Raw genomic sequence first — 23,201 nt, forward strand, 5'->3', positions numbered from 1 at the left:
AAGTATAGCATAAGCCCCAGAGATGTTCAAGTCAACGATTTTTTCGCAGTGCAATCCAATTTCATACCTTATATATAAAAAGGAGATTCTTATGCCAGCCTATCAATTACAAATTAAACAGGTGGTGGACTATCCACGTTGTCGGATTTACCGACAGTTTATCCATCGTCTGATAGATGACCGGAGCATTCGCGCAAGCGGCGGCTCCGGCCTTTTTTATTATACCGTGCTTTGCAGCTTTGCAAACTTCCGCACCTCATACCGGCGAATTGATGGCATCAGCTACACCGTCTACCCCGGCGAATGGGTCTGTACGCTCAAAGAGCTTTCTCAATGGTTTCGGACTCGTTTCCAGTGTCAGGCGCTTTCCATCCTGGGAGAGCTTCAGCAGCGTCATCTCATTGACTTCTCCTCTCTGGGGCGAGGGAATGTGATCCGCTATAAAATCCGGAACTGGGCCCGGCATAACACAGTTCTGGAGTATAACGCTCCCTGTCAAAAGGACACCGGTTTTTTCTTTCTGCCGGTATCCATCGTTACTGATCTGATCAGCTCTGACCGCTGTTCTGAAATGGACATCGTGCTGGATCTATGGGTCTCAGCCATCTACAACGACAGTCAAGTGCAGGGGTCGGCGCTTGGGCCTGTAGCCTATTTTCGCAACGGCACCGGCAACCCTTTGGTCACCTATACGGAACTTGCTGCTCGCTGGGGCCTTTCCCGGGCCACCGTTGGCCGTGTTCTTAAAAAGCTGTCCGCCCTGGACTATATTTCCCTCATGTCCTTCCCCGGCCGCCACGGCAGCGTGATCTATCTTAAAAACTACTTGTCCACCATGTTCGAAATATCTGATGTGATGGTGGACAAAGAGGAGGTCGCTATGACACTCAATATCCGTCTGGAGCTTCCTGCGGAGGGCTGTGTTGACCAGGAAGAGCCCACCATGGAGCATGAGGTCATCGTTTCAGACGAACTCTCCAGCGTTTCAAAAACTCACATTGAAATCATCCTGCAGAAAATGGCGCAAATCCTGATGGCACAAGGGATTTCGTGCTTTGGATGCTCCCTCTCTCACTACAAGTTATATCCTTTATCGGGCGACTGCCGGGAAGTATTACTACCCCGCGCGCGCGATCAAACGGTGCTGCGCTTAGGCCTGGCTGTGTTGTGCGGCAACAAGCAGGTCGCAAGTTTTGAACTTACTCTCAACCCCATTGTTGAAAACGATTAAGGAGGCATAACCATGAAGAAATTTGACGAAAAGAATGTTGCTGAAAACCCGCTGTACTACTGCAGAGGGTGAACCCGTTTTGGAGGATGATTTCGCTCCGGTGGAGGAGCAGGTGCCTGAAGCCGCTGCTCCCCGGGCGCCCGCTCGCCGGCGGAATGTGCAGACGCGCCGTGAGCCCTCTATCCTGACCATCCGCAGCCGCGAGGATGTAGAGACGGCGGAAGACCGTGAGGATGTCATCTGGCATGAGATCCACAACGCCTACCGTACCCGCCGTATTCTGACGGGCCAGCTGGGCGGCATCGAGCAGCTGGACAACCGTAAGACGGTGGCCGTGGTGGACTACAAGGGTTTCCGCATCATCATTCCCATCAAGGAAATGATGATCAACCTGGGGCGCAGCCCTTCTGGCCAGGACTACGCCGACCTGATGCTGCGCCAGAACAAGATTCTGGGCAACATGCTGGGCGCCGACATCGACTTTGTGGTGCGGGGCATTGACTCCAAGACCCGCAGCGTGGTCGCCAGCCGCCGGGAGGCGATGATGCGTAAACGCCAGATCTTCTACTTCGATTTGGATGCTGACGGCATGTACCGTGTCTACGAAGGCCGCATCGTGCAGGCCCGTGTGATCGCCGTGGCTGAGAAAGTTATCCGTGTGGAAGTGTTCGGCGTCGAGTGTTCCATCCTGGCCCGGGATCTGGCCTGGGACTGGATCGGCGACGCCCATGAGCGGTTTGCCGTGGGCGATGAGGTGCTGGTCCGCATCCTCAGCGTGCGGCGCGAGAGTCCGGAAGACCTGAGTATCCGGGCTGACATCAAGAGCACTTCGGAAAACACTGACCGGGATAATCTGCAGAAGTGCCGCATCCAGGGCAAGTACGCCGGCAAGGTCACCGATGTCCACAAGGGCGTCGTCTATGTCAGGCTTTCCAACGGCGTCAATGCGGTGGCCCACTCCTGCTATGACTACCGGATGCCCGGAAAAAAGGATGATGTGTCCTTTGCCGTCACCCGCCTGGACATGGAGCGTGGCGTAGCCGTGGGCATCATCACGCGGATCATCCGGCAGAACCTGTAATAACATAGTATTAAGCCCCCGCTCCAGTAAGGCACAAGCAAGTGTGTTGCTGGAGCGGGGGCTTTCCTGTGTGTAAATATAGAAGCCTTATATTATACGATTTGATTGTCGGTAATCCGAGCTCCATTTGTTTTAGAAATTGGATAAACTGTATATTATCATCCCTGTTCTATCCACAAGCATTTTCTCAAACATTTTTGGTTTTACAATACAGCAGTATATTGTAATTGCACTCAGCATTACTAAAAACACCAAAAACATCGTCTTCAATAAAGCAAATTGTTTGATAATTGTATAAACACCCGATATTGCTCCAAATAGAATGATCATCGCTAGAACTCTTTTTATTGTGTGTTTTTTCTTAGTATTCGGATTAGTGTAAAATCTAATCGAGAAAAACGAGCAAAATAGAGTTAAAACGTTTAAAGTAAATATTGATATTACAATCAAATCGGATAGTTGTAAGATAGCCTCCGGAAATTTCAAAACCAGTATTATTGTCACTATGATTGTGCCTATGATAGAAACTGTCATATATGTAATATTTTTTGCTTGCACAAGTTTCGATTTTGCAGTTGCCGAAATAAGCGGCAACACCAAAGTTTCCTCTTCAAGTCCAAAATAATTGAAACCATACATGAGAGCAAAATCTATAATAAAGAAAGCCTGTACGGTATAAAGAAAATCAGCCTCTTTTGTAATGAATATGGTCATAATTGTATATACCAGCGCAGATATAATAAGGCTCATTTTATACTTGAACAGAAAGTAGAATTCCCTAATTAATAGCATAAACAGTGGGGTAATATTTTTCTTTCTAATTATGCACCGAGACATAATACTTTGTTTTGATTTGCGGGAGGAATACTTTCTAAATTTTCCCAAAAAGGAAAGCTTTGAAAAAAGGCAAAAAACAGCTAATATAATGGCATAGAAACTGCCAAAGAATATAAGCCGTTCATTTCCAATAGTTTTGATAATATGGGGGCTGAAAGAGCAGAATAGCTTCAGTGCGATTGAAATCCACATAACAATGGAAAGAATACTTTTAGCAAAGATTCTGGAAGAAATGATTGCATATGCTTCTTCAATGCAATCAAGAGCAATCATTATCAGTAACCATACCAATATGACTTCCCACAAGTTGTTCTCGTTTAAATAGATAGTAAAGAACAGTTGCGTTCTATACAGCCAATCAGAAGGTTGCAGTATATTGCTTACCATTCTTACAAATAGTATTTCAAGCCGAGTCACTGCATATCTTTTTTCAATTCCATAGCATAATTCAGACTCTGTAAGTCTTTCAATATGGGCGCCAAAACACTTTATTCCTGAAAAGAAAATGACCAAGGACGACATATTATAGTTTGTCGAAAACATTAAATTGTTAAACAGCAGGAATCCAAACATCCAGATAGTGGAATTAAGGAGCATTGAAAATATATAGATTCCCCACTTTTTTTCTGCTTTGTATTGTCCAAAGGAAATAAAACTCGCATACCAGATTAAATACCGCAATTTACTCTGCTGCTTCATGGCCAACAACCTCTATAAAAATTTGCTCTAAATCCACCCCGTTGTCTTTTTCTATATTCCCGCAACGAACAACACTTCCTTGATTTATTATAATGTATTTATTGCAAAGATTTTGGATAGTTTCAAGAATGTGTGAAGTAATAATTACAGTTGAGCCATGCTCCACTAGGTGTTTCAAATGCTGTTTTATCTCAAAACAAACAATTGGATCTACTGACTCAAAAGGCTCGTCAAGTAAAAGAACACGCGGCTCATGTACTATTGCAGCACAAAACTCAATTTTCTTTTTTGTGCCCGCAGAATACTTCTTTATGGATCGGTGTAGCTCTGATTCAAAATTGAACTTATTTGCAATAAACAATACTCTTTCCGTAATCATGTCTGGCGGATAATTGTTAAGAGCTGCAATTAAGCACAAATATTCAAACCCCGTCATTTTTAAATGAACACCAGTTATCTCTTGCATTACGCCAATCATACTTCTAATTTTGTAATCGTTCGTACCATTTAGAGGCATATCATCAAATATGATATTTCCTCCTTGCATTTCTAAAATGCCCGTTAACAGCTTAATAAGTGTGGTTTTTCCAGCAGCATTTGGTCCCAGTATCGCAAACAAGTCTCCATCATCGACATTAAAAGATACTTGCTGTAAAACGCATTTATCAGCGTATGAAAAGTTCAAATCCGAAACTCGAATCACAACCGTTTCTCCTTTGTTAATATTTTCAGGAATTCATTTGTATTTGCAAATTTGCCGTCCCTAGACTTTCTAACGATGCTATATTCACCATCATACTTTAAGGTGTTTTCTAGCACTATAATTTCACTCATAAGCGCTTTTTTGACGGATATTTTAACTTCTTTTAGCACCTCAGGATTGCAGATATGTCCAGATCCAGTTATACGTATTCCAACTACACTACCATCCGAAAGGAGAAAGATATGCAGTTGCTCGTACGGCATTAACGGCAAGATTCTGACATACCATTTTTCTTGCTTCAATGTTATCAAATAGTCAATCACTTCAACATTTGGAAATGCTTTCTTAACTGCATCGACATATATATTATTCATCATTTTCCTCCTTCTAAGTAGCCACCATATAGTGATATATAGATATAGCTTGAATAATCACATATAACAAATTATATACACCCAATAAAATGAATGCGAGATGACCTACATTTTCGCGTTTAAGGTTGATTGCAAGAATAATCGAATATAAAATTTGGGAAACCACAAACGCAGCAATTTGAAACAGAGCATTTTCGTGTCGTATAAGAGTCACTTGAATAATGAATGCTAATCCCATAACGGCCGCGAAAGCCCAATAAGATTCAAGGCAGCCTTTAATAGTAGATTTTAGAGGAAGATTATTACTAGAAAACTTAATTCCCATTTGTATAATAAAAACCTCAAAAGCAAATTTTATGCTGAGAGATAAAAACGTAACAACCAGGAATATGAAAAACAGATTTACTTTAACAAATAAGCTTTCACCAAATGAATAATCCACGGTTAGAAAGGCTGTATTTACAAACAACAATGACAGTATTATAAGTAAACCATTAACTCTTTTTTTCATTAATTATCCCCCACTCAACACCATAAGGCAATATACGGAGTTATGTAGCACTCTATTGCAGCTGCGATCACCAATGATATAAACACTGCGATATAGTATCTCTTGAGTTGTTTCACTTGCGTTTTAATCGAAGCCCCAGTTCGTAAATGGCTGATAATTATCTTCCCAAGCTTAATTCCTAATGCTCCAGATATTATAATTGCTGGAATTTCAATTATTCCATGAGGCAGGAGTAACACAAGAAGTTTATCAAGCGGGTTATTTAGTCCCAGCCACAGTCCCGCTTGAATACCTATTGCACCAGATTGAACAATCAACAGTGGAACTGTAATAACTCCACACCCTAATGCGAAGATCATACAGGTTGAAAGATTTTTTGCAAAAATATAAAAATAGTCCACTTTGATATTGACGGCTTCAAGCCCATTGGTAGGTTGGGATATTACAATCCATTGCCCAACTAATACTCCTACCAGTAATGATACCAGAAAAATAGCACTTGCAATAGAAATATCTTTTTTCATTGTTTCCTTTTTAATAGAGGGAATTGTTTCTTATCTCGGATCGAAACAATTCCCTCACGGTTGGTTAATTATTGTAGCTGATGGATCTCAAAAGCCAAAGCCCATTAGCTGGCGCCGGCGATGACACCAATAACCGCTCCTGCGGGTCCGGCAAGCGCACCAACCTTGGTGCCCAGCGCCGCCACAGCCTTCGCAGTTCCCTTTTTTACCAGAGTTTCGACAACCAGGCTTGCCAAAGTGCCTCCGATCAAGTTGCCCAGGTGCTTCTTCAGGCCAGCCGCGCCAAGGTCAGAAAGCATTTTATCCAGGTACAGACCAACAATGTATCCAACTTTCATAGCTAATTTTAGCCTCCTTATTTAGTGTTTATATCACAGCAGCCGAGAACTGTTATGATTTCATTTTATAGGGCTTCAATGCAAACAGAAGAACAGAAGCCACACAAAAACATACACAGTAAGCCATAATAATTCCTAGAGTTCTCCCCATTGCGGTTGGAGAAACAGGCGATGTAAAATACATATTTAGTTCGTCTAAGCAGGTGGTCAACAAATACTCTCTTTTTAGAGTACTCGTTGTTAAAGGTAGCAGTCCTCTTAGAAGCCAAAAAAAGATAGATCCAACAATTGCTATGGCTTGGTTTTTCACTATAACAGAGAGCAAAAGCGTAATCACTGAGTGCACTAATATTTCTACAGCAACTAAAACCATCGTTCTAATGATAATTTCAATACCGCTCACGGCATATACTTCACCAGATTGGTTTATGAATAACTCCGCACTTACAAATCCATTTTTCCCAAAGATTAGTACTCCAATAACAAATGACAAAACGCTATACAGCAACTCCAGAATCACTGAAACAAGTACTACTGAAAGAATTTTTGATACAATTATACTTGACCGTCGCATTCCTCTTACTATTAGGATCTCTGTCATTTTACTTGAATACTCATTGCATACCACATATGAGGAAATAACGATCATCAAAATAATCAAAATATATTTTGCAGAGAACGCTTTGTGAACAAAGCTAATAGGTGTTGTAATAAAAAAAGCGATGTTATTCTTTAGACCATACTCCAGCTTCGCGATATATTGCTGCTCATATGTTATTACATCTTGATTTTCTGACGTTGAACTTGACAATTCTTTTATATATTCTTGTGACGCACGAATTCTATTCTCTGCTTCTGTTCTCCAATTAGTTATATTGTATTCTCCACGAGCCATTAGCGCTGATAACACAATAAAAAGCAAAAGGAGCAATATAGTAATCAAAATTCTTTTCTTCACCAGAAGTTTGATCAGTTCATTTTTGACGAGTGTAGCCATATGGCCTCATCCTCCGCTCTATAACGAAACAAATATATTCTCTAGTGGGGATTGATTTTGCATTAAAAGGACTGTCTCTTGACCTGCAATCTGTATTGGATCATTTGTTTTAAAATAGATTCTTGATAGTGAATCAACAATAAGATATTCTTGCGCATGTTGTTCAAACTGATCAATTATCCTTTTTCTTTCGCTTTCATCATTAAAACAGATGTAAGCGTTGAATTCTTCAACTCTGTTATCATAATCGGACAAAATTTCAATAATTCTTCCTTTCTTTAGGAAGATATATTTATTGCAAAAATAGGCCAGTTCTTTCAAAGCATGGCTTGAAATAAGAAGCGCCGCATTATTTTCAGCAACATAACTAGTCATATACTGCTTGAATTCCAGAATTGCTTTTGGATCCAACCCATTAATCGGTTCATCCATAATTACTAAACGGGGGCTTCCAATAATTGATCTCGCAATATTCAACCGTTGTCTCATTCCCAAAGAAAACGCCGAGACTTTCTTATTTTTGCTTTCAGATAAGCCACATGTTTTTAATACTTCCTCAATTTGTGCATTATCATATGAAAGAACTTTAAGATTATCTGCCGCACTTAAATGAGAGTAAAATGCCAATGAGTCAAATGCTATGCCAAGGTTTCCATAGTAATCATTCTTATCATTCAATTGTTCGCCACAAACTTTGATTGCTCCCGTATATGAGATTATGCCCGCAATCGAATTCAGCAAAGTTGTTTTTCCAGATCCATTTTCACCTATTAAACCAACAATATCTCCGCTACACGCAAAGAAAGAGGCCTCTTTTAGTACTGTGTTATTGCCATAATTTTTAGTGACATTATTCATTTCTAAAATTACATCCATCAAGATGGCCCCCTCTCAATTTTTTCGATTCCTCAGATATTTGCACACATACCACAACACTGTGGCTATTTCATGCTCCAAGTAATCTAGTGCAGCTTATGTATGGACATTATATTGGACGATCTGGAATTTCTCCGTACCATGTAGAATGATCCCACCACGGATTTCGGATCCATGAATTGTATATTTTTGAAAGACGACGCTATACGGTTGGCCATCATCATAGGCAACGATTTTTCCGTACTGCGCCACCGGAAATGCTGTTCCAGGATCTTTCCCAATTTGTGAAGCAGAAGCTGGTACCCGGTAACCTCCTGGAGTTTTTTCCGGCAGTGGAATTCATATCGGCGTGTTACCAGTTCCGGGATGGAGAGCTGGTGCCACTCGGCACCAGCCATATCCTCTCCGGCCCCTTTACCAGCCGCAGACTGGCAAAGGAACCGCAATCACTCGTCAGCAGCCTTTTATTCGGCTCTTGCTCCAATTTTCGTAGTCAAGTTGATATAGAAGGTCCGTGGTGTGACACCTAGAATTTGGAATGTTCTGTCTCTATAAAAGATTAATTTCTGTAGAAGTAGCCGAAATATTATCTACACCTGTAGTAACCGCAACTTTTGCACGATATCTGGCTTTATCCTTTACAGTGTAGGTTTTTGTGACATTGACCGTCCCGCTTTCGCTAATCGGCCAAGACTTTACTTCCTTCCATCCTGATCCATCATACTGCTCTAAATATAGCGTTCCCTTCGTTCTTTCTTTACTTTGTTTGGGCTTGATTAAGAGCGACACAGAAATATTCTTTCCTGTGTTTTTGATAGATGGAACAACAAGCGTCGTACTCGTCCAGCGAGAATCAATAGTGGCATTTTGAGCACTTTGATCAAGGGACTGTGGAACAGCTCCCATGGCCGATGCCGGAAAAGTCAATGCACTCATAAGCGTAATAGCTGCTAGTGCTAGTACAATCGTTTTTTTCTTACTTGTATTCAAAAGAAACCCTCCTTTTTGGCTATCTACCCATATAACGAACAGAGGAACAAAAAGGGACAACATTTTTCCGTCAAAAACTATTTATTTTGTATAAGAAAATCTCCCTGTACGTTTATGAGTCTTTACTCATATAACGCACAGGGAGACAAAAGGGGGACATCTTTTTTATTTTATATTTTCAGCAACCCTGATTAATTCAATCTTGTCAATAGTTCCATAGACCGAGAAATAGTAGCCGTTTTTTTCAAATACGACGTAATTATTTCCGTCTTTCTGGAAGTAGTATCCAGAACCATCTTCTATTTGTACGGTTTCCAATGAGCTTCCTTCTGTATCAACATAAACTTTGGTATCCGACAGACTAATCAAAACACTCAAAAACTCATCGTCACCACGCTCATATTCATATAAAATCAAACTGGGTTGCTCAATCGTATCAAGCAATTCAAACTTATCAGGAAGATATTGTGGTGAAAAATCCTGTAACTCTTGAATCTGCAGCCCATCGTTACTCTTTAATTCAAAGATAGTATATTTCTCAAAAGTTTCAATAAACCACGAAACAACACGTTCTCTAAATTCAGCATTTGCGACTAAGGCCGTAGAAAAACTTACAGCAGCAATAACGGCAGCTACTGCAATTTTTCGCAGCACTCGTTTTTTGATGCCTTTATTCAAAATTAGAGGTGGAGTAGCTTCATAAAGTTCGTGATCCAAATACTTTTTCATTGCCATTATACTGGCTTCTTTAAAACTGGATTCCGAGATTACTTCTATATTTTTAATTCCTATAATATAAGACAACCATTTCTTATAGTATAAAAGAAGTGCTTTCCCATCCTTTATATGATAGAACAGTTCTGCCTCTTCTGGTGTAAAATGAAAGCAATATTTGCAGAACAGTACCAATACACCATCCCTAGGAAGAAGTAATATCTTCTCGCTTAGAATTTGTATTTGTTTCCGGCTTAAATTCACTTCATTATGTTGCATGCTACCTACTTCTACAGCCTGGGAACATTCCTTTTCAAACTCAAGATTTGCTGCAATTTTCAACAAGTCATTAAAACTATCATTCACTGTTATTCCCCCCTTTCAAACAGTCTTTTTAGCTTTTTTATAACTCGCTGTCCTCGCTTTTTGGCCGATTCCTCTGAAATTCCAAGCATTGCACCTATCTCAGCATAATTCATATTCTGTACGTATCTCATATGAATAAGATACCGTTCTTCGTCAGCAAGTAAATGAACCAATTTCACTAACCTTTGTATATTTTGCTTTTGGATGAATGCATCTTCAAAATTATCTGATGATTTTTCAGCGAACACATCTATCGAATCCACATACGCATTTCTTTTGGATTGACGCAAAATATCAATAGATGCATTTTTCACTATTGTAACGCAAAAGGCAGTCATTTGGGGACATGGCAACTCTGATATTCTTTCAATATTGTCCATTATTTTAAAATATGCTGTTGCCACTGCATCATTTGCCAAAGGCTCAGTTTTCACTATTTTGCAGGAAATATTTATAAATTTGACATGGTGTGTATGAAATATATGTTCAACCAGGTTTTTCTGTTCCTCGGTCAAAACACCCCAAAAGATACATAGCATTCTCTCCCCTCCTGATCAAATAAGCTCTTCTGAAATTCTGTTATGATTATACCATGGGTTTATTCTCACTGTACAGCTTCATTCTCCAAGTTTCAGTATTGCTTAGATCTGATTTACGCCCGATGACTAATGCCCCCTAGAAACTTGCCAAAACTCAAATACCAAATCCACTGCACAAAGAAGGCAGTTTTCTTGGCCATGAAAACGCGTCTTTGTGTACCCTAGATAAGCTCCACCGCATGAATACAATCAATTCCACTCTTTTCCTGCTGTCACCTATCTGTAAGAATACAACATAACTGTGGGCATCATCACATGGATCATCTGGCGGAATCTTTGATTGCATAATACAAAGCCCCCGCTCCAGCAGCACTCCCTTGTGCACACGCTGGAGCGGGACTTTTTTGTTTGCAATTACTTCGAATAGCTAAACACATTAGCATCTCATCAACAGCACATTACTTTACAAAAAAATAATGTGCCGCTGTCGCCCCATCCTTGACAATCGCGCATTATTTTTATAGAATATAATGTGTAGTTGTCAAGAGCAACAAGGAGATGATGCCATGACAGATCGTGAACAGATTAAAACCCTTCTAAAAGCATCACCAAATGGGACAATCACCACGGAGCAGGTAACTTCTGCTGGATTACACCGCAGCATTTTGCAGGAACTTGTAGACAGCGGTGAGATTTATCGTTTCGGACGTGGTTTATATGTACGCACTGACGCATGGGAAGACGATCTCTATCTGTTGCAGCTAAAATACGGACGTGGAATCTATTCGCACGATACCGCATTGTACCTGCACGGTTATTCTGACCGCACCCCGGCACAGTACACCATGACCTTTCCCAAAGGCTACAACTCCCGCTCCTTGAAAGAGGAAAATATCCTTGTTAAGCGCGTTGTGGCAGAGAATTATTCGCTGGGCGTTATGGAATTGCCCTCTCCTTGCGGCAATCAGCTCCGAGTCTATGACCTCGAAAGAACGCTATGTGATATTCTTCGCGGCAGCGGGAGTGATATCCAGATCATAAGCGTAGCGATGAAAAAATACGCTGTCTCAAAAGAGAAGGATATTCATAAATTGATGAAGTACGCAGAGCAGCTGCGTGTAAAACCCAAGGTGCTTCGATACATGGAGATACTATTATGATCACAAAAAATCCGATGCAGCTAAAGGCTTTTATCAAAAAGAAAGCCGCAGAGAAAAAGATTTCCGCTCAACTGATCATGCAAAACTATATGTTAGAGAGACTGCTGGAGCGGATCTCACTCTCAGCATATAAGCAGAATTTTATTTTGAAAGGCGGCTTCCTCATTTCCGCAATCGTCGGCCTTGACACACGGGCCACCATGGATTTGGATACCACGATCAAAGGCTTCACCCTAACACATGAAGCCATCCGAAGGATTTTTGAAGAAATCTGTGCTGTAGAGATTGCCGATGATGTGCGCTTCGAATTGGTGGATATTGCCGACATCCGCGAGGGTGATGATTATCCTGGGATTCGAGTTTCGCTGAAAGCAAATTATCCGCCAATCAGTGTCCCTTTGACTGTAGATGTGACGACCGGAGACATTATCACCCCACGAGAAATCGAATACACTTTTTCTTTGCTGTTTGACGACCGCTCCATCAGTATCCTGGCCTACAACCTCGAAACCGTATTGGCAGAGAAAATTGAAACCGTATTGTCCCGCAGTATTGCCAACACGCGGCCGAGAGATTTTTATGACATATATATTCTGTATTCTCTGCGGGGTGCCGAGTGCGATTCAAAAACACTGCTTCAGGCCCTGGAGCGCACAGCCAATAAGCGAGGCAGCCAAAAAGTCCTCAACCTCTATCCGGATATTATTACCGAGATCCGCTCCAGTGAACAGCTTCGCAGTTTTTGGAAAAAATATCAGAGAGATTTTGATTACGCAAAAGATATTTCGTTTGATGATGCTTGTGATACGATTCAGCATATCATGGACACCATTATGAAATGAGCGGCATCTGAATTGGCACAATCTTGCCCCTATATTGGCGCAGTCCTGCCCTTTCGCCGTAAATCCATATCTGTTATACTTGGTACAGTCAATACTTTGTAAAGCAGCCGCTCCGGCAGGGGGCGGCTGCTTTCATTTGTCAGAAAAGGTGGTGGTTCACATTCATACTTTCCTGCAGAAAGCCCGCAGGACAATGAAGAGCGAGCGAGGTGAGGCCAACTATTTCTCCACGGTGTTCTTCATCTTTATCGCCGTTGTCCTGCTGGCATTTATCATCGATCTGTTCGGTATCATCTCCACGAAGCAGGAGTTGGATCACGCAGCCGATCAGATGGTAAAGCAGATCCAGCTGTCCGGTGGCATCAACAGCGAGACGGATTCTCTCTTTGAATTTCTGTGCTCGGAGATCGAGGGAGCGGAAAACATAACCTACTCCATCGACGCCACATACAAATCGCCCACACCTGCCGGAATGTCCAGGGCCATTCAGCTCGGGACTCCTTTCTATATCACCATTGAGGGTGAAGCAAAGTTGGGCGGCTTCTGGAATCTGGATTTGGTCAACATCACGGTGGTGGCCCGCGGCTCCGGCGTCAGCGAACACTACTGGAAGTGAGGTGGCCTATGAAGCATTTTATGCGGTGGCTGCGACGGCCACTCCGCAACGAGCGGGGTGAGATCACTTTCTTTGCCTGCTTTTTTGTGGTCGGCGTAGTGATGCTCATTTCCTTTATTTTATTGTACGCCTCGGTGCGAATCACTTGTATCAACATCCGAAACGGCGCTAAAATGGAGCTGAACAACCTGAGCGCCACCATCTATGCGGACACTTACCGCTCCCAACGGGAAACTAACTTTGAAGAGTACCTGCGCACCCTTTATTCCAGCAGTGACTACACGGAAATGCTGGAGGCCACGGTGGCAGGCGGACTTGCCTCCAAAATTCCGCTTTCCACGGACGACTACCAGGTATCCGACATCAGCCTGGAGTTCAATGTGGTGGGCGACCGAGTCGAGTATATCTTCTATTGTGATGTGGAGTTCTATGTGCGGATGTTTGGGCACAACTACCCTACCATTACACAGCGGGTAGAGTTGACTGGCTACCATAACACCAAATTTTAGCGGCGCTGTTGAAACATCAGTAAGTTCCGCAGTATATGCTTTATATAACAGTAAAGAAGGAGTGTGGACACACATGAAAAAGTTTTTCCAATCCAAAGGCTTTATCGTTTCGGTCCTGGCCGTCCTCTGTGTTGCGATCCTGGGCGTCTGCTGGTTCGTAAGCCGGGATCGAACGGAGAATTTTAAGCCGGATGAATCGCCTCCCAGCAGCACCACCAGCAATTGGTCGGACGGCGGCGCCCAAAACGGGGACGATTTCGGCGGAGCAGATGCGTATTCCCCTGGGCAGTCTCCCAGCTCTGAGGAGGAATACCCCAAGGTAACCTCCGAAACGGAAAGTGAAGTGGTGATCGACTTCACTGATACGGACAAGCCGGAGGAAACTCCGCCCCCTGCTCCGGAAGGCAAGACAGAGATCGCAGACCCCGGCAAAGATCACGATGTCAACCCCGACCCGTCTGTACCTCAAGTCACGGCGCCGCCGGCAGAAGAATCCACTTCCAGTAATGAGCCGGCCCCCGGCTCCAGCAATGGCAGTGGTGCCGTCTACGATCCCGTCTTTGGGTGGGTGGTGCCCGGCGATGTGCAGCAGTCCACCGGCGGCAGCGATGGTGACCTGAACAAGCAAGTCGGAAACATGGGCTGATTGCCCCACAACTAAACACGGATCTCCAGGGCCGTCACAGCTATGTGGCGGCCCTTCAATTTTATATGATTGGAGTGTGATGTTATTTGAAACGACTTCTCGCCCTCCTGTGCAGTCTGGCGCTGACCCTGTGCCTTGTTCCTGCCACTGCTTTTGCTGCCGGCGGGAACGGCAACATTGACGGCGGCGGCGGTGGTATGGGCCAGGGCACCAGCACCAACTTCTGGAACCCGGGCAATGACGGTGTTCGCATTACGGTGGTAGATGCAGAGAGCGGCTCTGCCGTCTCTTCTCCGATTGACTTTTCCAACCGTACGCAGAAAAGCAGCATTCTGCACTTTGGTAAAGTCAATAAACTGCAATATCTGGCCGGTACCGGGCTTTCTCTTCAATCCGGCGTGGCCTATACCTGCATTAAGCCCACCCAGTCTATGCCCACAATCATCAGCAGTAGCGGGCAGAATAATATTGATGCCATCAAACGGTACTTCTGCTCAGAATATGCCTGCATGATGGTTGCTCAGGCAGCAGGTGTAGATTACGAGCGGATGATTGCCGGTGAATACAAGCTTCTGATCGAGCCCATCGCCTACTTTACCCACAATGGCCAGTATTACTGCATGACAGCAACTGAAGCTGGCCTGTACGATCAGCTGGCGGGTGGTTCTCTGCGAAAGACTATGACCTCGCTCACCCATAAGAACTTGCCCTTGAGCATGTTTCTGGAGTTCAGTGACCTGGGCATTTCTGCATGGGGCGGCAGCACCACCGGGACGCAAAACAACTCCGACATCATCAATACCCTCGGCGTTGGCATCGTCTGGTTTGATGAAATCCCGCCCGAAGGCGAGATTGAGGCCCCTGATGTAGAGTATCGGGTAGATACCGATGTAATCACGACCGTGACACTTCGGACTGATACCGACCTTACACCGGATAACCCCGCTTCAGTGACTTTTTCTATTCTCGGCACATCCTACCGGGTCAACAATATCGTGATTCCGGCTGGCGACAGCCAGAAAGTCTGGGTCAAATGGCACACTCCCTCCACTCCCCAGACAGTCACTATAACGGTATCCGTCAGCGGCGCTTATACCGCTCAGGATACCTTTGTGGCGAAAATCGTAGATCTGAACGAACACATCCCGCCCGATCCCGTAGCTACGGATACCAATCCGAGCTATACACTGCCTTCCCTTCCCAGCGAAACACAGAAACTGACCGCCAACTGGGGTGTTTGGAGCTGTTACTGGGTGCCGGTATGGGTATGGTGTGACCACGGAGAAGATGGTGGTCACTGGGTCGATGAAGGATATTGGGAGTATGAATACACCGGTTACTCCGCTTCAATCAGCGGAGTCATGTCTCTGATGCCGGATGATATTGTACCGACTGCCTCCGGCAAGGCCATGAAGAGCGGGTATGGCGTCAAGCAGGATGTGACCGCAACGCTCTCTACCGATGCCCCCACCAGTCACATTACCCATCCGCAGACGGCGTTTTCTGTGTTTCCGGAATTCCAGTACCAAACCTATCTGCGTCTTCTGCAGCGGGTGTCCAGTGGTCGAAGTGCAAAATTCACTTTCCAGCCCAACGATTTCTCCACTTACAACAGAACGGTGCATTTTACGCCTATCTGGTTCCCGGATTCTACCAACTACACAGTATTTACTCAGGTTTGGGACACGTGGACACCGGATGTGATGCTGAGCATCAACCTGAACGATTATGTATCGATCAACGGGAGCCTCTATGATGACTGGTATACCAATCGAGAATAGTATCTGGTCGGCATATCTGCTCACCGCGTTTTTGGTGATTGTCGGTTTTGCCTTCTACGATATCTTTCATCGGCGAGTGCCCGACCGGGCGCTCGTCTTTTTTATCCCGCTGGCTGCGGCGGCGCCGCTGATTAAAGCGTGGTTCGCACTGGACTGCGGACAACCTCCGCTTTGGCTCTGGCCGATATTCGCAAAGTCCTTAATAGGTGCTCTGCTTGGATTCAGTATTCCTCTGGCTGCTGCCATGGCGACTGGAGGGACCGGCATGGGCGGCGGTGACATCAAATTCTGCGGTGTGCTGGGACTCATCTATGGTCCTTCCGGTATGTCCATCGTTTTTCTGGTCTCCGCAGTATGTGCTATGCCCATCATTTTGATGATTCGGCGGATTTACCGGGATCGGCGCCCTTTGTCCATCCCGTTTCTACCTTTTCTGGCCTGCGGCTGCTCTGCGGCGACATTGGCCGAACTATTTTTGCATTAGGAGATTATGCTTATGAAATTGAACAACCGTTTTATCTTCGGCATTTTGTCCCTGGTCCTGGCAGCAGTCATTGCCTTTGTTGCCCTCCCCACCATCGCCCGCCAGACCAACGGAAAAGCCGAAATCGTCCGTATCACGCAGCCGGTGCTGAAAGGCGAAAAAATCACCTCGGACAATGCCGAGGTTGTGGAAGTTGGCGGCTACAATCTGCCCTCCAATGTTGCGCACAGTCTCAGCGATGTGGAGGGCCTGTATGTAACCGCGGATCTGGCTGCGGGTGACTACATCCTTACCAGCAAGGTCAGCAGTGTTCCGGTTTCTTCGGATGTGGCACTCAATGACATCCCTTCTGGAAAGGTAGCTATCTCAATGACTGTTAAGACGCTGGCCTCCGGCCTCTCTGACAAGCTCCAGCCCAACGACATCATTCGGATCTATCACTTCCTGGAGACAGCAGAAGAGGTCCCGGAGCTCCGCTTTGTTAAAGTGCTGTCGGTTACCGATTCCGATGGCGTCAATGTGGACAACACCAAGGAGCCCACGGAGGATGAAGAGCGGCAGCAGTCTGCCACTATCACAGTTCTGGCAACGCCTGAGCAAGCCCGGATCATCACAGAGATGGAAAATGACGGCGTTTCCCATGTTGCCCTGATCTCCCGTAACAACGATCAACTGGCTGAAGAACTTCTGGCAGCGCAGGACAAAACCCTGCAGGAGATCTATTTTCCCGAAACGCTGACGGAAGATGGTGAGACTACGGAGGGCAGCGAGCCTACGGCCGAGGACGGTTCTGAGGCGCCGGACAGCGGCGCCGAAACGCCCCCCGCGGACACCAGCCAACCGGCTGAGTAACAGAAGGAGGTCGGAAACGATGGGAAAAGTCATTACTGTCTGGGGCAGTCCCGGAAGCGGGAAAAGTATGTTTTCCTGCATTCTTGCAAAAGCCCTGACCCGAGATAAGCGGAAAGCCATCATCATCAACGCGGAGATCAGCGTTCCCATGCTCCCGGTCTGGCTGCCGGATCAGATCATTCAGACCAACGCCTCGGTGGGCCAGGTTCTCAGCAGCGTAGAGATCGATACCTCGCTGGTGGCAAGCCATGTCACGGTTCTGAAAAGCTATCCGTTTATTGGCCTGATGGGGTATTCCGCCGGTGAGAATCCTCTGAGTTACCCGGAAATCAAATACGCCATGGTACTCCAGCTGGTCAATGCGGCAGCCAAACTGGTGGATTTCGTCATTTTGGACTGCAGTTCCAACATGACCAATGTGTTCACACCGGCGGCCATTGAATCCGGTGATCTGGTCATCAGACTGCTCACCCCTGATTTGAAAGGGATCAACTACTTGAAGGCCCATCAGCCGCTGCTGGTGGATGGACGTTTTCACTACGATCAGCACCTGACCTTTGCCGGTATGGCCCGGCCGTTCCACGCTCTGGATGAAATGGGGTATATCATCGGAGGATTTGATGGTTTGCTCCCCTACGGCAAGGAAATCGACCGTTGTGCCACTGAGGGCGGCATGTTCCAGGCCATCAAATATTGCAATCCCAAGTACACCGCTTCGCTCAACAAGGTGCTGGACGCACTGGAGCAGATGGAGTTGGCGAAACAGGCCGCAGAAGAATATCCTGACGATGAGGAAGAGTTCGAGGAGGACGATGCCGATGAATAACCTCAACGACATATTCTTTGCGCCTGCCGCCAATCAGGATCTGACCTATGACCAGGTGTTGGAGGATGTGCAGCGGTATTTTGCCGAGAATCACGCATCCACTATTGCCGAAGCTGGCGAAGCTAATGCCGAGCGGGCCACGGCCTTGCTGAAAGAACTGATGGTGCAGTACATCGTCAAACGCAAATATGCTATCAGCGGGCTGACCACCGAGCAGCTTTGCGAGCAGCTCTATGAAGATATGGCCGGGTACTCCTTTTTGAAGAAATGGATCTACAAGCCCGGCATCGAAGAAGTCAATATCAATGCCTACAATGACATTGAGGTGATCGAGGCCGGCGGCCGCAGCATCAAGATCCCGGACAAGTTTTCTTCTCCGCAGCACGCCATTGATGTGGTGCGGCGTATGCTCAACGCCTGCGGCATGGTCATCGACGATACGATGCCCAGCGTGGTGGGGTTTCTGGATAAGAACATCCGTATCTCCGTGGATAAGACCCCTATCGTGGACCCGGATGTTGGTATCAATGCCTCCATCCGTATCGTCAATCAGCAGACGGTCTCTGAACAGAAGCTTCTGGATTCCGGCAGCGCCACAGCTGAGATGCTTCACTTCCTGATGGCCTGTATTCGGTACGGTGTCAGTGTGTGCATCGCCGGTTCCACGGGTTCCGGCAAGACTACCATCATGGCCTGGCTGCTCTCCAATGTACCCAACAACCAGCGCCTCATTACCATCGAGGAGGGCAGCCGTGAGTTTGATTTGGTCAAACGGGACGAGAACGGCAACATCCTGAATTCTGTCATCCACCTGCTGACCCGCCCCAGCGAGAATCCGGCTCTGAACATCAACCAGGACTTCCTCTTGGAGCGGGTTCTGCGCAAGCATCCCAATGTGATCGGCGTCGGTGAGATGCGGTCTGCGGCGGAAAGTCTGTCTGCAGCAGAGAGCTCTCGAACCGGCCACACGGTCTGCACCACCATCCACTCCAATTCCTGCAACAGCACATACCGCAGAATGATGACCCTCGCCAAGCGCAAATACAGTATGGATGACTCTGTGCTCATGGAAATCATGGTAGAGGCCTACCCCATCGTGGTGTTCACCAAACAGCTGGAGGATCGCTCCCGCAAAATCATGGAAATCCTGGAGGGTGAGGACTTCCGAGATGGTCAGCTCGTCTCCCACACACTATATAAGTTTGAGGTAGAGGACAATGTGACCGATAGGGATGGGAATGTCCGTGTGGTCGGGCACCATCGGAAGGTCGGCCTGATCTCCGACACTTTGAAAAAGCGCCTGCTGGACAACGGTATTTCCAACAAGGAATTGGCTGAGTTCATGCAGCCCCCTAAGGAGGTGGATTAAGCATTGCAGTGGATCTATATCATATGTTTTTCGCTTATCAGCGCGGGCCTCCTGGCTTTGTTCGGTGTGCGCCCGGGCGATTTCATTGACGCTCTCTTCCGCTCCCAGCGCAAAGCGGCCACATTGTCTGATGAACTCAATGTTCTGATGGGCACACCCGCCAAGGGATTCTTCAATCAGGATTATGAGCTGAAGCAGATCCTGAAAGGCACCGGCCGGTCTGACCGTTATGAGGCCGTCAAACGGCTGTCGCTTATCCTATTTGCGGTGGGTGCCGTACTGGCGCTGCTCATCAATAATGTGTATATGGTGCCGATTCTGGGCATTGGATTTTCCCTTGCCCCCATTTGGTACCTGCGAAGTACCGCCGCCAGCTACAAGAAGCATCTCAATGAGGAACTGGAGACCGCCATCTCCATCATCACCACCTCTTATCTGCGCACCGAGGATCTGATCCGGGCTGTCAAAGAGAACCTGCCCTACATCAACGAGCCGGTAAAGGCCAATTTTGAAGCTTTCGTCTACGAGGCGGAGCTGATTAACGCCAATCTGACAAGCGCCATCAACTCCCTCAAGATGAAGATACCCAACCGGGTCTTTCATGAGTGGTGCAACATCTTGATTCAGTGCCAGTCTGATCGTTCCATGAAAAACACGCTGCCCACCATTGCCCAAAAGTTCAGTGATGTGCGTGTGGTACAGTCTGAACTGGAAGCCATGATGCAGGGGCCGCGCCGGGAAGCTATCACAATGATGTTCCTGGTGATCGCCAATGTGCCGCTGCTCTATTTCCTGAACAAAGACTGGTTCCATACCCTCATTTTTACGACTCCCGGTAAAATCGCTCTGGCGATCTGTGCAGCCATCATTCTGTTTGCTTTGACCCAGATCATGAAGCTGAGCAAACCCATTGAATACGGAGGTGACGGCGCATGACGCTTCTGGCTCTTTTGGCAATCATCTGTTTTGGGTTCGCCACCTATAACCTGACTTGCGCCTTCGTGGACATTCCCACTAAGAAGACCTCCCGGATGATGATGCTGGCCCGTAAACAGCAGGGCATCAAAGCAGAAAAGCTGCTGGACGTCTACACCACCAAGATTGCCGGGCTGCTCGCTCCTTATCTGAAACTGGATAAGCTCAAGCGCAATAAGCTTCAGCGGGCACTGGACATTGTCGGCCTGGAACTGTCACCGGAAGTCTATACCGCCCGAGCATGGGTCCGAGCGGGCGCCGTTGGTCTCTGCGCGTTGCTCATGGCGCCGCTTATGCCGCTGGCCGTTCCGATCCTGATTGGTTTGGCGGTAGCACTGTGGTTTTCGACCTATTACAGCGTTTTCGATTTTGTTAAGAAGCGTCGCAAACTCATTGAGAGCGAGATACCCCGATTTGCTTTGACCATTGGGCAGAATCTGGAGAATGATCGTGATGTACTGAAAATTCTCACCTCCTACCGTCGCGTTGCAGGTAAGGATTTCGGTGCAGAGCTGGATCAGACGATTGCTGACATGAAAACCGGCAATTATGAAAACGCTCTGATCCACTTTGAGACCCGCATCGGCAGCCCCATGTTGTCTGATGTGATCCGAGGTCTGATTGGCGTACTACGCGGTGACGACCAGCGGATGTACTTCAAGATGATCTGCTTTGATATGCGGCAGATCGAACAGAACAACCTGAAAAAAGAAGCTGCCAAACGGCCCAAGAAGATCCAGCGTTATTCCATGATGATGCTGATCTGTATTATGATCATCTATCTGGTCGTCCTCTGTACGGAGGTGCTGGCTTCTCTCGGGGCTTTCTTCGGCTAAAAGGTTCCCGCTCACACTTCAAGTCTGAGCTTTAATATACCAACTCCCCGCTCGGGAACCAACCCATAATGGAGGTGATACCGTGTATGTCAGCGGGTTCCCATAGCAGCCGGCGTACCGGCTGCTATCAACCTTGCCACAAGGCCGGCCTGCTGACAGGCCGGCCTTGATTTATCGTTTGAACAGGAGAATTCCATGGCGAAGAAAAAGTTTATTCCGCCTGACGGCGAAAATCGGATTCGCCGCCGGTTCCACCAGCTTCTGCATCAGAAGCCCAAGGTATATCCTGACAAGCCCCGTTCCAACAAAAACGGCCTGCTCAAGCCGATCCGTCGCTCCTAACAGGCTGCACCCAACCATTCAATAATCACACTCTCAGGAGGTATTTTCATGAAGAAGTTTACCAGCTGCATCTGCAACAAAGCCAACTGCCTCGTCCTTCGCGCCCGCACGGCGCTCTCCAACCAGCGCGGCGATTTTTATATCTCTGACGCTGTGAAGATCATCATCGCTGTCGTCCTCGGCGCGCTGCTCCTGGCGGCTCTGACCCTCATCTTCAACGATACGGTCATCCCCCGGATTACCAAGGAGATCGAGGGCCTGTTCGCCTAAGTGCCAATATGCGGGGGTCGGTTTGTGGATATCCACAACCGGCCCCCGCTTTTTGTTTTTCAAAAAACGAATAACGGAGGTACAGGATGAATACACCCTGCAAATTTTATTCCTTTCTGCGTGCCACTGGTGGAAACTGGCGCAATGCCATTTTTATCTCCTGTGATTGTGAGGTCTGCACGCATGAACATGAAAAACCATGCTCGGGTTTTCTGTTTACCGTGGATGAGTGCGGGCAGGTCATGCTGCTGTCTGCCGAATCGGTTCATCAGCTGACCGGCGAGCAAGTTGATCCCGCCGAGTGCAGCGCTGTCCTGCCGCGCCGTTCCTTTGAATCTGCCTTTTCAAAATACATTGAATGGCACACGCCGGACCCGTCTGACTGCACACTTCACCAGCTTTGCTCTGCGTGGTCCTGTGGCAGCGCCCCCCTAATTTATACCCAAAAAGACGTCATTGCGCCGTCTTCGGCGCGTTTTTGGAGGTGATGATTTTATGATGAAGTTAAAAAATATTAAATGCCCATACTGTCACGCCAACGCTTCGCTTCGCCCCGCTAGTGTTGTATATGGGCACAACCGACGCTCTCAGGGAAAATTTCTCTATCTCTGTGATCGCTGGCCTGCCTGTGACGCTTACGTGAGCGCCCATGATCGAACGCACCTGCCCATGGGGGTCTTGGCCAATGGTGATCTGCGACACAAACGGATTTTGGCGCACCAGGCACTTCGTCAGCTGCAACAGAGCCGGAACATGGAAAAATGGGAGGTCTATATCTGGCTACAGGCCAAATTGGGCTTAAACGAGCACCAGACTCATATCGGACAGTTTTCTGATTGGATGTGCGATGAAGTGATTCGTCTGTGCAAACAGGCGTCTGGCCCTCCCGCCGACATAAAGGCGGCAGCCTGAT

29 protein-coding genes are annotated in these 23,201 nt (G+C 46.6%); 18 read left to right on the forward strand and 11 right to left on the reverse strand.

The genetic code is table 11. The annotated features are described in order from the left end of the window. The first annotated feature begins 91 nt into the window (after nucleotides 1–91). Nucleotides 92–1,231 carry a MarR family transcriptional regulator gene (locus tag E0E41_RS03690; protein WP_130868781.1) on the forward strand — a complete coding sequence of 380 codons (1,140 nt, stop codon included), beginning with the start codon at nucleotides 92–94 and terminating at the stop codon, nucleotides 1,229–1,231. A 79-nt stretch (nucleotides 1,232–1,310) separates the two neighbouring features. After that, nucleotides 1,311–2,312 (forward strand): S1 RNA-binding domain-containing protein, encoded by a 1,002-nt coding sequence (locus E0E41_RS03695; protein ID WP_242623674.1) that lies wholly within the window; start codon nucleotides 1,311–1,313, stop codon nucleotides 2,310–2,312. A gap of 132 nt (nucleotides 2,313–2,444) precedes the next feature. Here E0E41_RS03695 and E0E41_RS03700 read toward each other — a convergent pair whose 3' ends face one another. From E0E41_RS03700 to E0E41_RS03750, 11 genes are all read right to left on the reverse strand, one after another. Further along, a complete protein-coding gene (locus E0E41_RS03700) occupies nucleotides 2,445–3,848 on the reverse strand; it encodes a hypothetical protein (protein ID WP_130868782.1) in 1,404 nt (467 codons plus the stop codon). Beyond that, nucleotides 3,832–4,551: an ABC transporter ATP-binding protein gene (locus E0E41_RS03705; protein ID WP_165450494.1), complete on the reverse strand. Its 720-nt coding sequence runs from the start codon at nucleotides 4,549–4,551 to the stop codon at nucleotides 3,832–3,834. Before E0E41_RS03705 ends, E0E41_RS03700 begins: the two co-directional genes overlap by 17 nt. Continuing rightward, nucleotides 4,548–4,925 (reverse strand): hypothetical protein, encoded by a 378-nt coding sequence (locus tag E0E41_RS03710; protein WP_130868784.1) that lies wholly within the window; start codon nucleotides 4,923–4,925, stop codon nucleotides 4,548–4,550. Before E0E41_RS03710 ends, E0E41_RS03705 begins: the two co-directional genes overlap by 4 nt. Before the next feature lie 13 nt (nucleotides 4,926–4,938). Continuing rightward, nucleotides 4,939–5,436, reverse strand: a complete 498-nt coding sequence (locus tag E0E41_RS03715) for a hypothetical protein (RefSeq protein ID WP_130868785.1) — start codon at nucleotides 5,434–5,436, stop codon at nucleotides 4,939–4,941. A 14-nt stretch (nucleotides 5,437–5,450) separates the two neighbouring features. Next, nucleotides 5,451–5,960, reverse strand: a complete 510-nt coding sequence (locus E0E41_RS03720) for a stage II sporulation protein M (protein WP_130868786.1) — start codon at nucleotides 5,958–5,960, stop codon at nucleotides 5,451–5,453. 104 nt (nucleotides 5,961–6,064) lie between these two features. Then, nucleotides 6,065–6,298, reverse strand: a complete 234-nt coding sequence (locus E0E41_RS03725; protein WP_130868787.1) for a hypothetical protein — start codon at nucleotides 6,296–6,298, stop codon at nucleotides 6,065–6,067. Between the two features lie 52 nt (nucleotides 6,299–6,350). Then, entirely contained in the window at nucleotides 6,351–7,295 is a 945-nt protein-coding gene (locus tag E0E41_RS03730; protein ID WP_130868788.1) for an ABC transporter permease, read from the reverse strand. An 18-nt stretch (nucleotides 7,296–7,313) separates the two neighbouring features. Then, a complete protein-coding gene (locus E0E41_RS03735; RefSeq protein ID WP_130868789.1) occupies nucleotides 7,314–8,171 on the reverse strand; it encodes an ABC transporter ATP-binding protein in 858 nt (285 codons plus the stop codon). Between the two features lie 549 nt (nucleotides 8,172–8,720). Beyond that, nucleotides 8,721–9,161, reverse strand: a complete 441-nt coding sequence (locus E0E41_RS03740; protein WP_242623675.1) for a cell agglutination protein Mam3 — start codon at nucleotides 9,159–9,161, stop codon at nucleotides 8,721–8,723. Nucleotides 9,162–9,326: 165 nt separating this feature from the next. Beyond that, nucleotides 9,327–10,241 carry a DUF4367 domain-containing protein gene (locus E0E41_RS03745; RefSeq protein ID WP_130868790.1) on the reverse strand — a complete coding sequence of 305 codons (915 nt, stop codon included), beginning with the start codon at nucleotides 10,239–10,241 and terminating at the stop codon, nucleotides 9,327–9,329. A 2-nt stretch (nucleotides 10,242–10,243) separates the two neighbouring features. Continuing rightward, entirely contained in the window at nucleotides 10,244–10,780 is a 537-nt protein-coding gene (locus tag E0E41_RS03750; protein WP_130868791.1) for an RNA polymerase sigma factor, read from the reverse strand. 566 nt (nucleotides 10,781–11,346) lie between these two features. Here E0E41_RS03750 and E0E41_RS03755 point away from each other — a divergent pair. The 16 genes from E0E41_RS03755 (at nucleotide 11,347) to E0E41_RS03825 (ending at nucleotide 23,200) form a co-directional block, all read left to right on the forward strand. Further along, complete coding sequence (locus tag E0E41_RS03755; protein ID WP_130868792.1) at nucleotides 11,347–11,940, forward strand: type IV toxin-antitoxin system AbiEi family antitoxin domain-containing protein; 594 nt, start codon at nucleotides 11,347–11,349, stop codon at nucleotides 11,938–11,940. Further along, nucleotides 11,937–12,782, forward strand: coding sequence for a nucleotidyl transferase AbiEii/AbiGii toxin family protein (locus tag E0E41_RS03760; protein WP_130868793.1), 846 nt, complete (start codon nucleotides 11,937–11,939; stop codon nucleotides 12,780–12,782). The genes E0E41_RS03755 and E0E41_RS03760 overlap by 4 nt, the downstream gene beginning before the upstream one ends. A 193-nt stretch (nucleotides 12,783–12,975) precedes the next feature. Then, nucleotides 12,976–13,398: a DUF4320 family protein gene (locus tag E0E41_RS03765; RefSeq protein ID WP_007712733.1), complete on the forward strand. Its 423-nt coding sequence runs from the start codon at nucleotides 12,976–12,978 to the stop codon at nucleotides 13,396–13,398. Between the two features lie 8 nt (nucleotides 13,399–13,406). Next, nucleotides 13,407–13,907, forward strand: coding sequence for a hypothetical protein (locus tag E0E41_RS03770; RefSeq protein WP_130868794.1), 501 nt, complete (start codon nucleotides 13,407–13,409; stop codon nucleotides 13,905–13,907). A gap of 73 nt (nucleotides 13,908–13,980) precedes the next feature. Then, complete coding sequence (locus tag E0E41_RS03775; protein WP_130868795.1) at nucleotides 13,981–14,553, forward strand: DUF6550 family protein; 573 nt, start codon at nucleotides 13,981–13,983, stop codon at nucleotides 14,551–14,553. Between the two features lie 86 nt (nucleotides 14,554–14,639). Next, nucleotides 14,640–16,334, forward strand: a complete 1,695-nt coding sequence (locus E0E41_RS03780; protein ID WP_130868796.1) for a hypothetical protein — start codon at nucleotides 14,640–14,642, stop codon at nucleotides 16,332–16,334. Then, complete coding sequence (locus E0E41_RS03785) at nucleotides 16,306–16,818, forward strand: prepilin peptidase (protein WP_130868797.1); 513 nt, start codon at nucleotides 16,306–16,308, stop codon at nucleotides 16,816–16,818. Before E0E41_RS03780 ends, E0E41_RS03785 begins: the two co-directional genes overlap by 29 nt. A gap of 12 nt (nucleotides 16,819–16,830) precedes the next feature. Beyond that, on the forward strand, nucleotides 16,831–17,670 hold the full coding sequence (gene cpaB / locus E0E41_RS03790; RefSeq protein WP_130868798.1) for a Flp pilus assembly protein CpaB: 840 nt from the start codon (nucleotides 16,831–16,833) through the stop codon (nucleotides 17,668–17,670). 19 nt (nucleotides 17,671–17,689) lie between these two features. Beyond that, on the forward strand, nucleotides 17,690–18,496 hold the full coding sequence (locus tag E0E41_RS03795) for a hypothetical protein (RefSeq protein ID WP_130868799.1): 807 nt from the start codon (nucleotides 17,690–17,692) through the stop codon (nucleotides 18,494–18,496). Next, a complete protein-coding gene (locus E0E41_RS03800; RefSeq protein ID WP_130868800.1) occupies nucleotides 18,489–19,865 on the forward strand; it encodes a CpaF/VirB11 family protein in 1,377 nt (458 codons plus the stop codon). The genes E0E41_RS03795 and E0E41_RS03800 overlap by 8 nt, the downstream gene beginning before the upstream one ends. Before the next feature lie 3 nt (nucleotides 19,866–19,868). Continuing rightward, nucleotides 19,869–20,801: a type II secretion system F family protein gene (locus tag E0E41_RS03805; RefSeq protein ID WP_087259510.1), complete on the forward strand. Its 933-nt coding sequence runs from the start codon at nucleotides 19,869–19,871 to the stop codon at nucleotides 20,799–20,801. Continuing rightward, nucleotides 20,798–21,676 carry a hypothetical protein gene (locus tag E0E41_RS03810; RefSeq protein WP_130868801.1) on the forward strand — a complete coding sequence of 293 codons (879 nt, stop codon included), beginning with the start codon at nucleotides 20,798–20,800 and terminating at the stop codon, nucleotides 21,674–21,676. Before E0E41_RS03805 ends, E0E41_RS03810 begins: the two co-directional genes overlap by 4 nt. A 195-nt stretch (nucleotides 21,677–21,871) precedes the next feature. After that, nucleotides 21,872–22,018, forward strand: a complete 147-nt coding sequence (locus E0E41_RS18450) for a hypothetical protein (protein ID WP_164488728.1) — start codon at nucleotides 21,872–21,874, stop codon at nucleotides 22,016–22,018. A 48-nt stretch (nucleotides 22,019–22,066) separates the two neighbouring features. Then, nucleotides 22,067–22,288, forward strand: coding sequence for a DUF6133 family protein (locus E0E41_RS03815; protein WP_130868802.1), 222 nt, complete (start codon nucleotides 22,067–22,069; stop codon nucleotides 22,286–22,288). Nucleotides 22,289–22,374: 86 nt separating this feature from the next. After that, a complete protein-coding gene (locus tag E0E41_RS03820; protein ID WP_242623676.1) occupies nucleotides 22,375–22,776 on the forward strand; it encodes a hypothetical protein in 402 nt (133 codons plus the stop codon). A gap of 7 nt (nucleotides 22,777–22,783) precedes the next feature. Further along, nucleotides 22,784–23,200 (forward strand): zinc-finger-containing protein, encoded by a 417-nt coding sequence (locus E0E41_RS03825; RefSeq protein ID WP_130868803.1) that lies wholly within the window; start codon nucleotides 22,784–22,786, stop codon nucleotides 23,198–23,200. Nucleotide 23,201 lies beyond the last annotated feature (1 nt).

It is taken from the genome of Intestinimonas massiliensis (ex Afouda et al. 2020) (genome assembly GCF_900626285.1).
GTDB lineage: Bacteria > Bacillota > Clostridia > Oscillospirales > Oscillospiraceae > Flavonifractor > Flavonifractor massiliensis_A.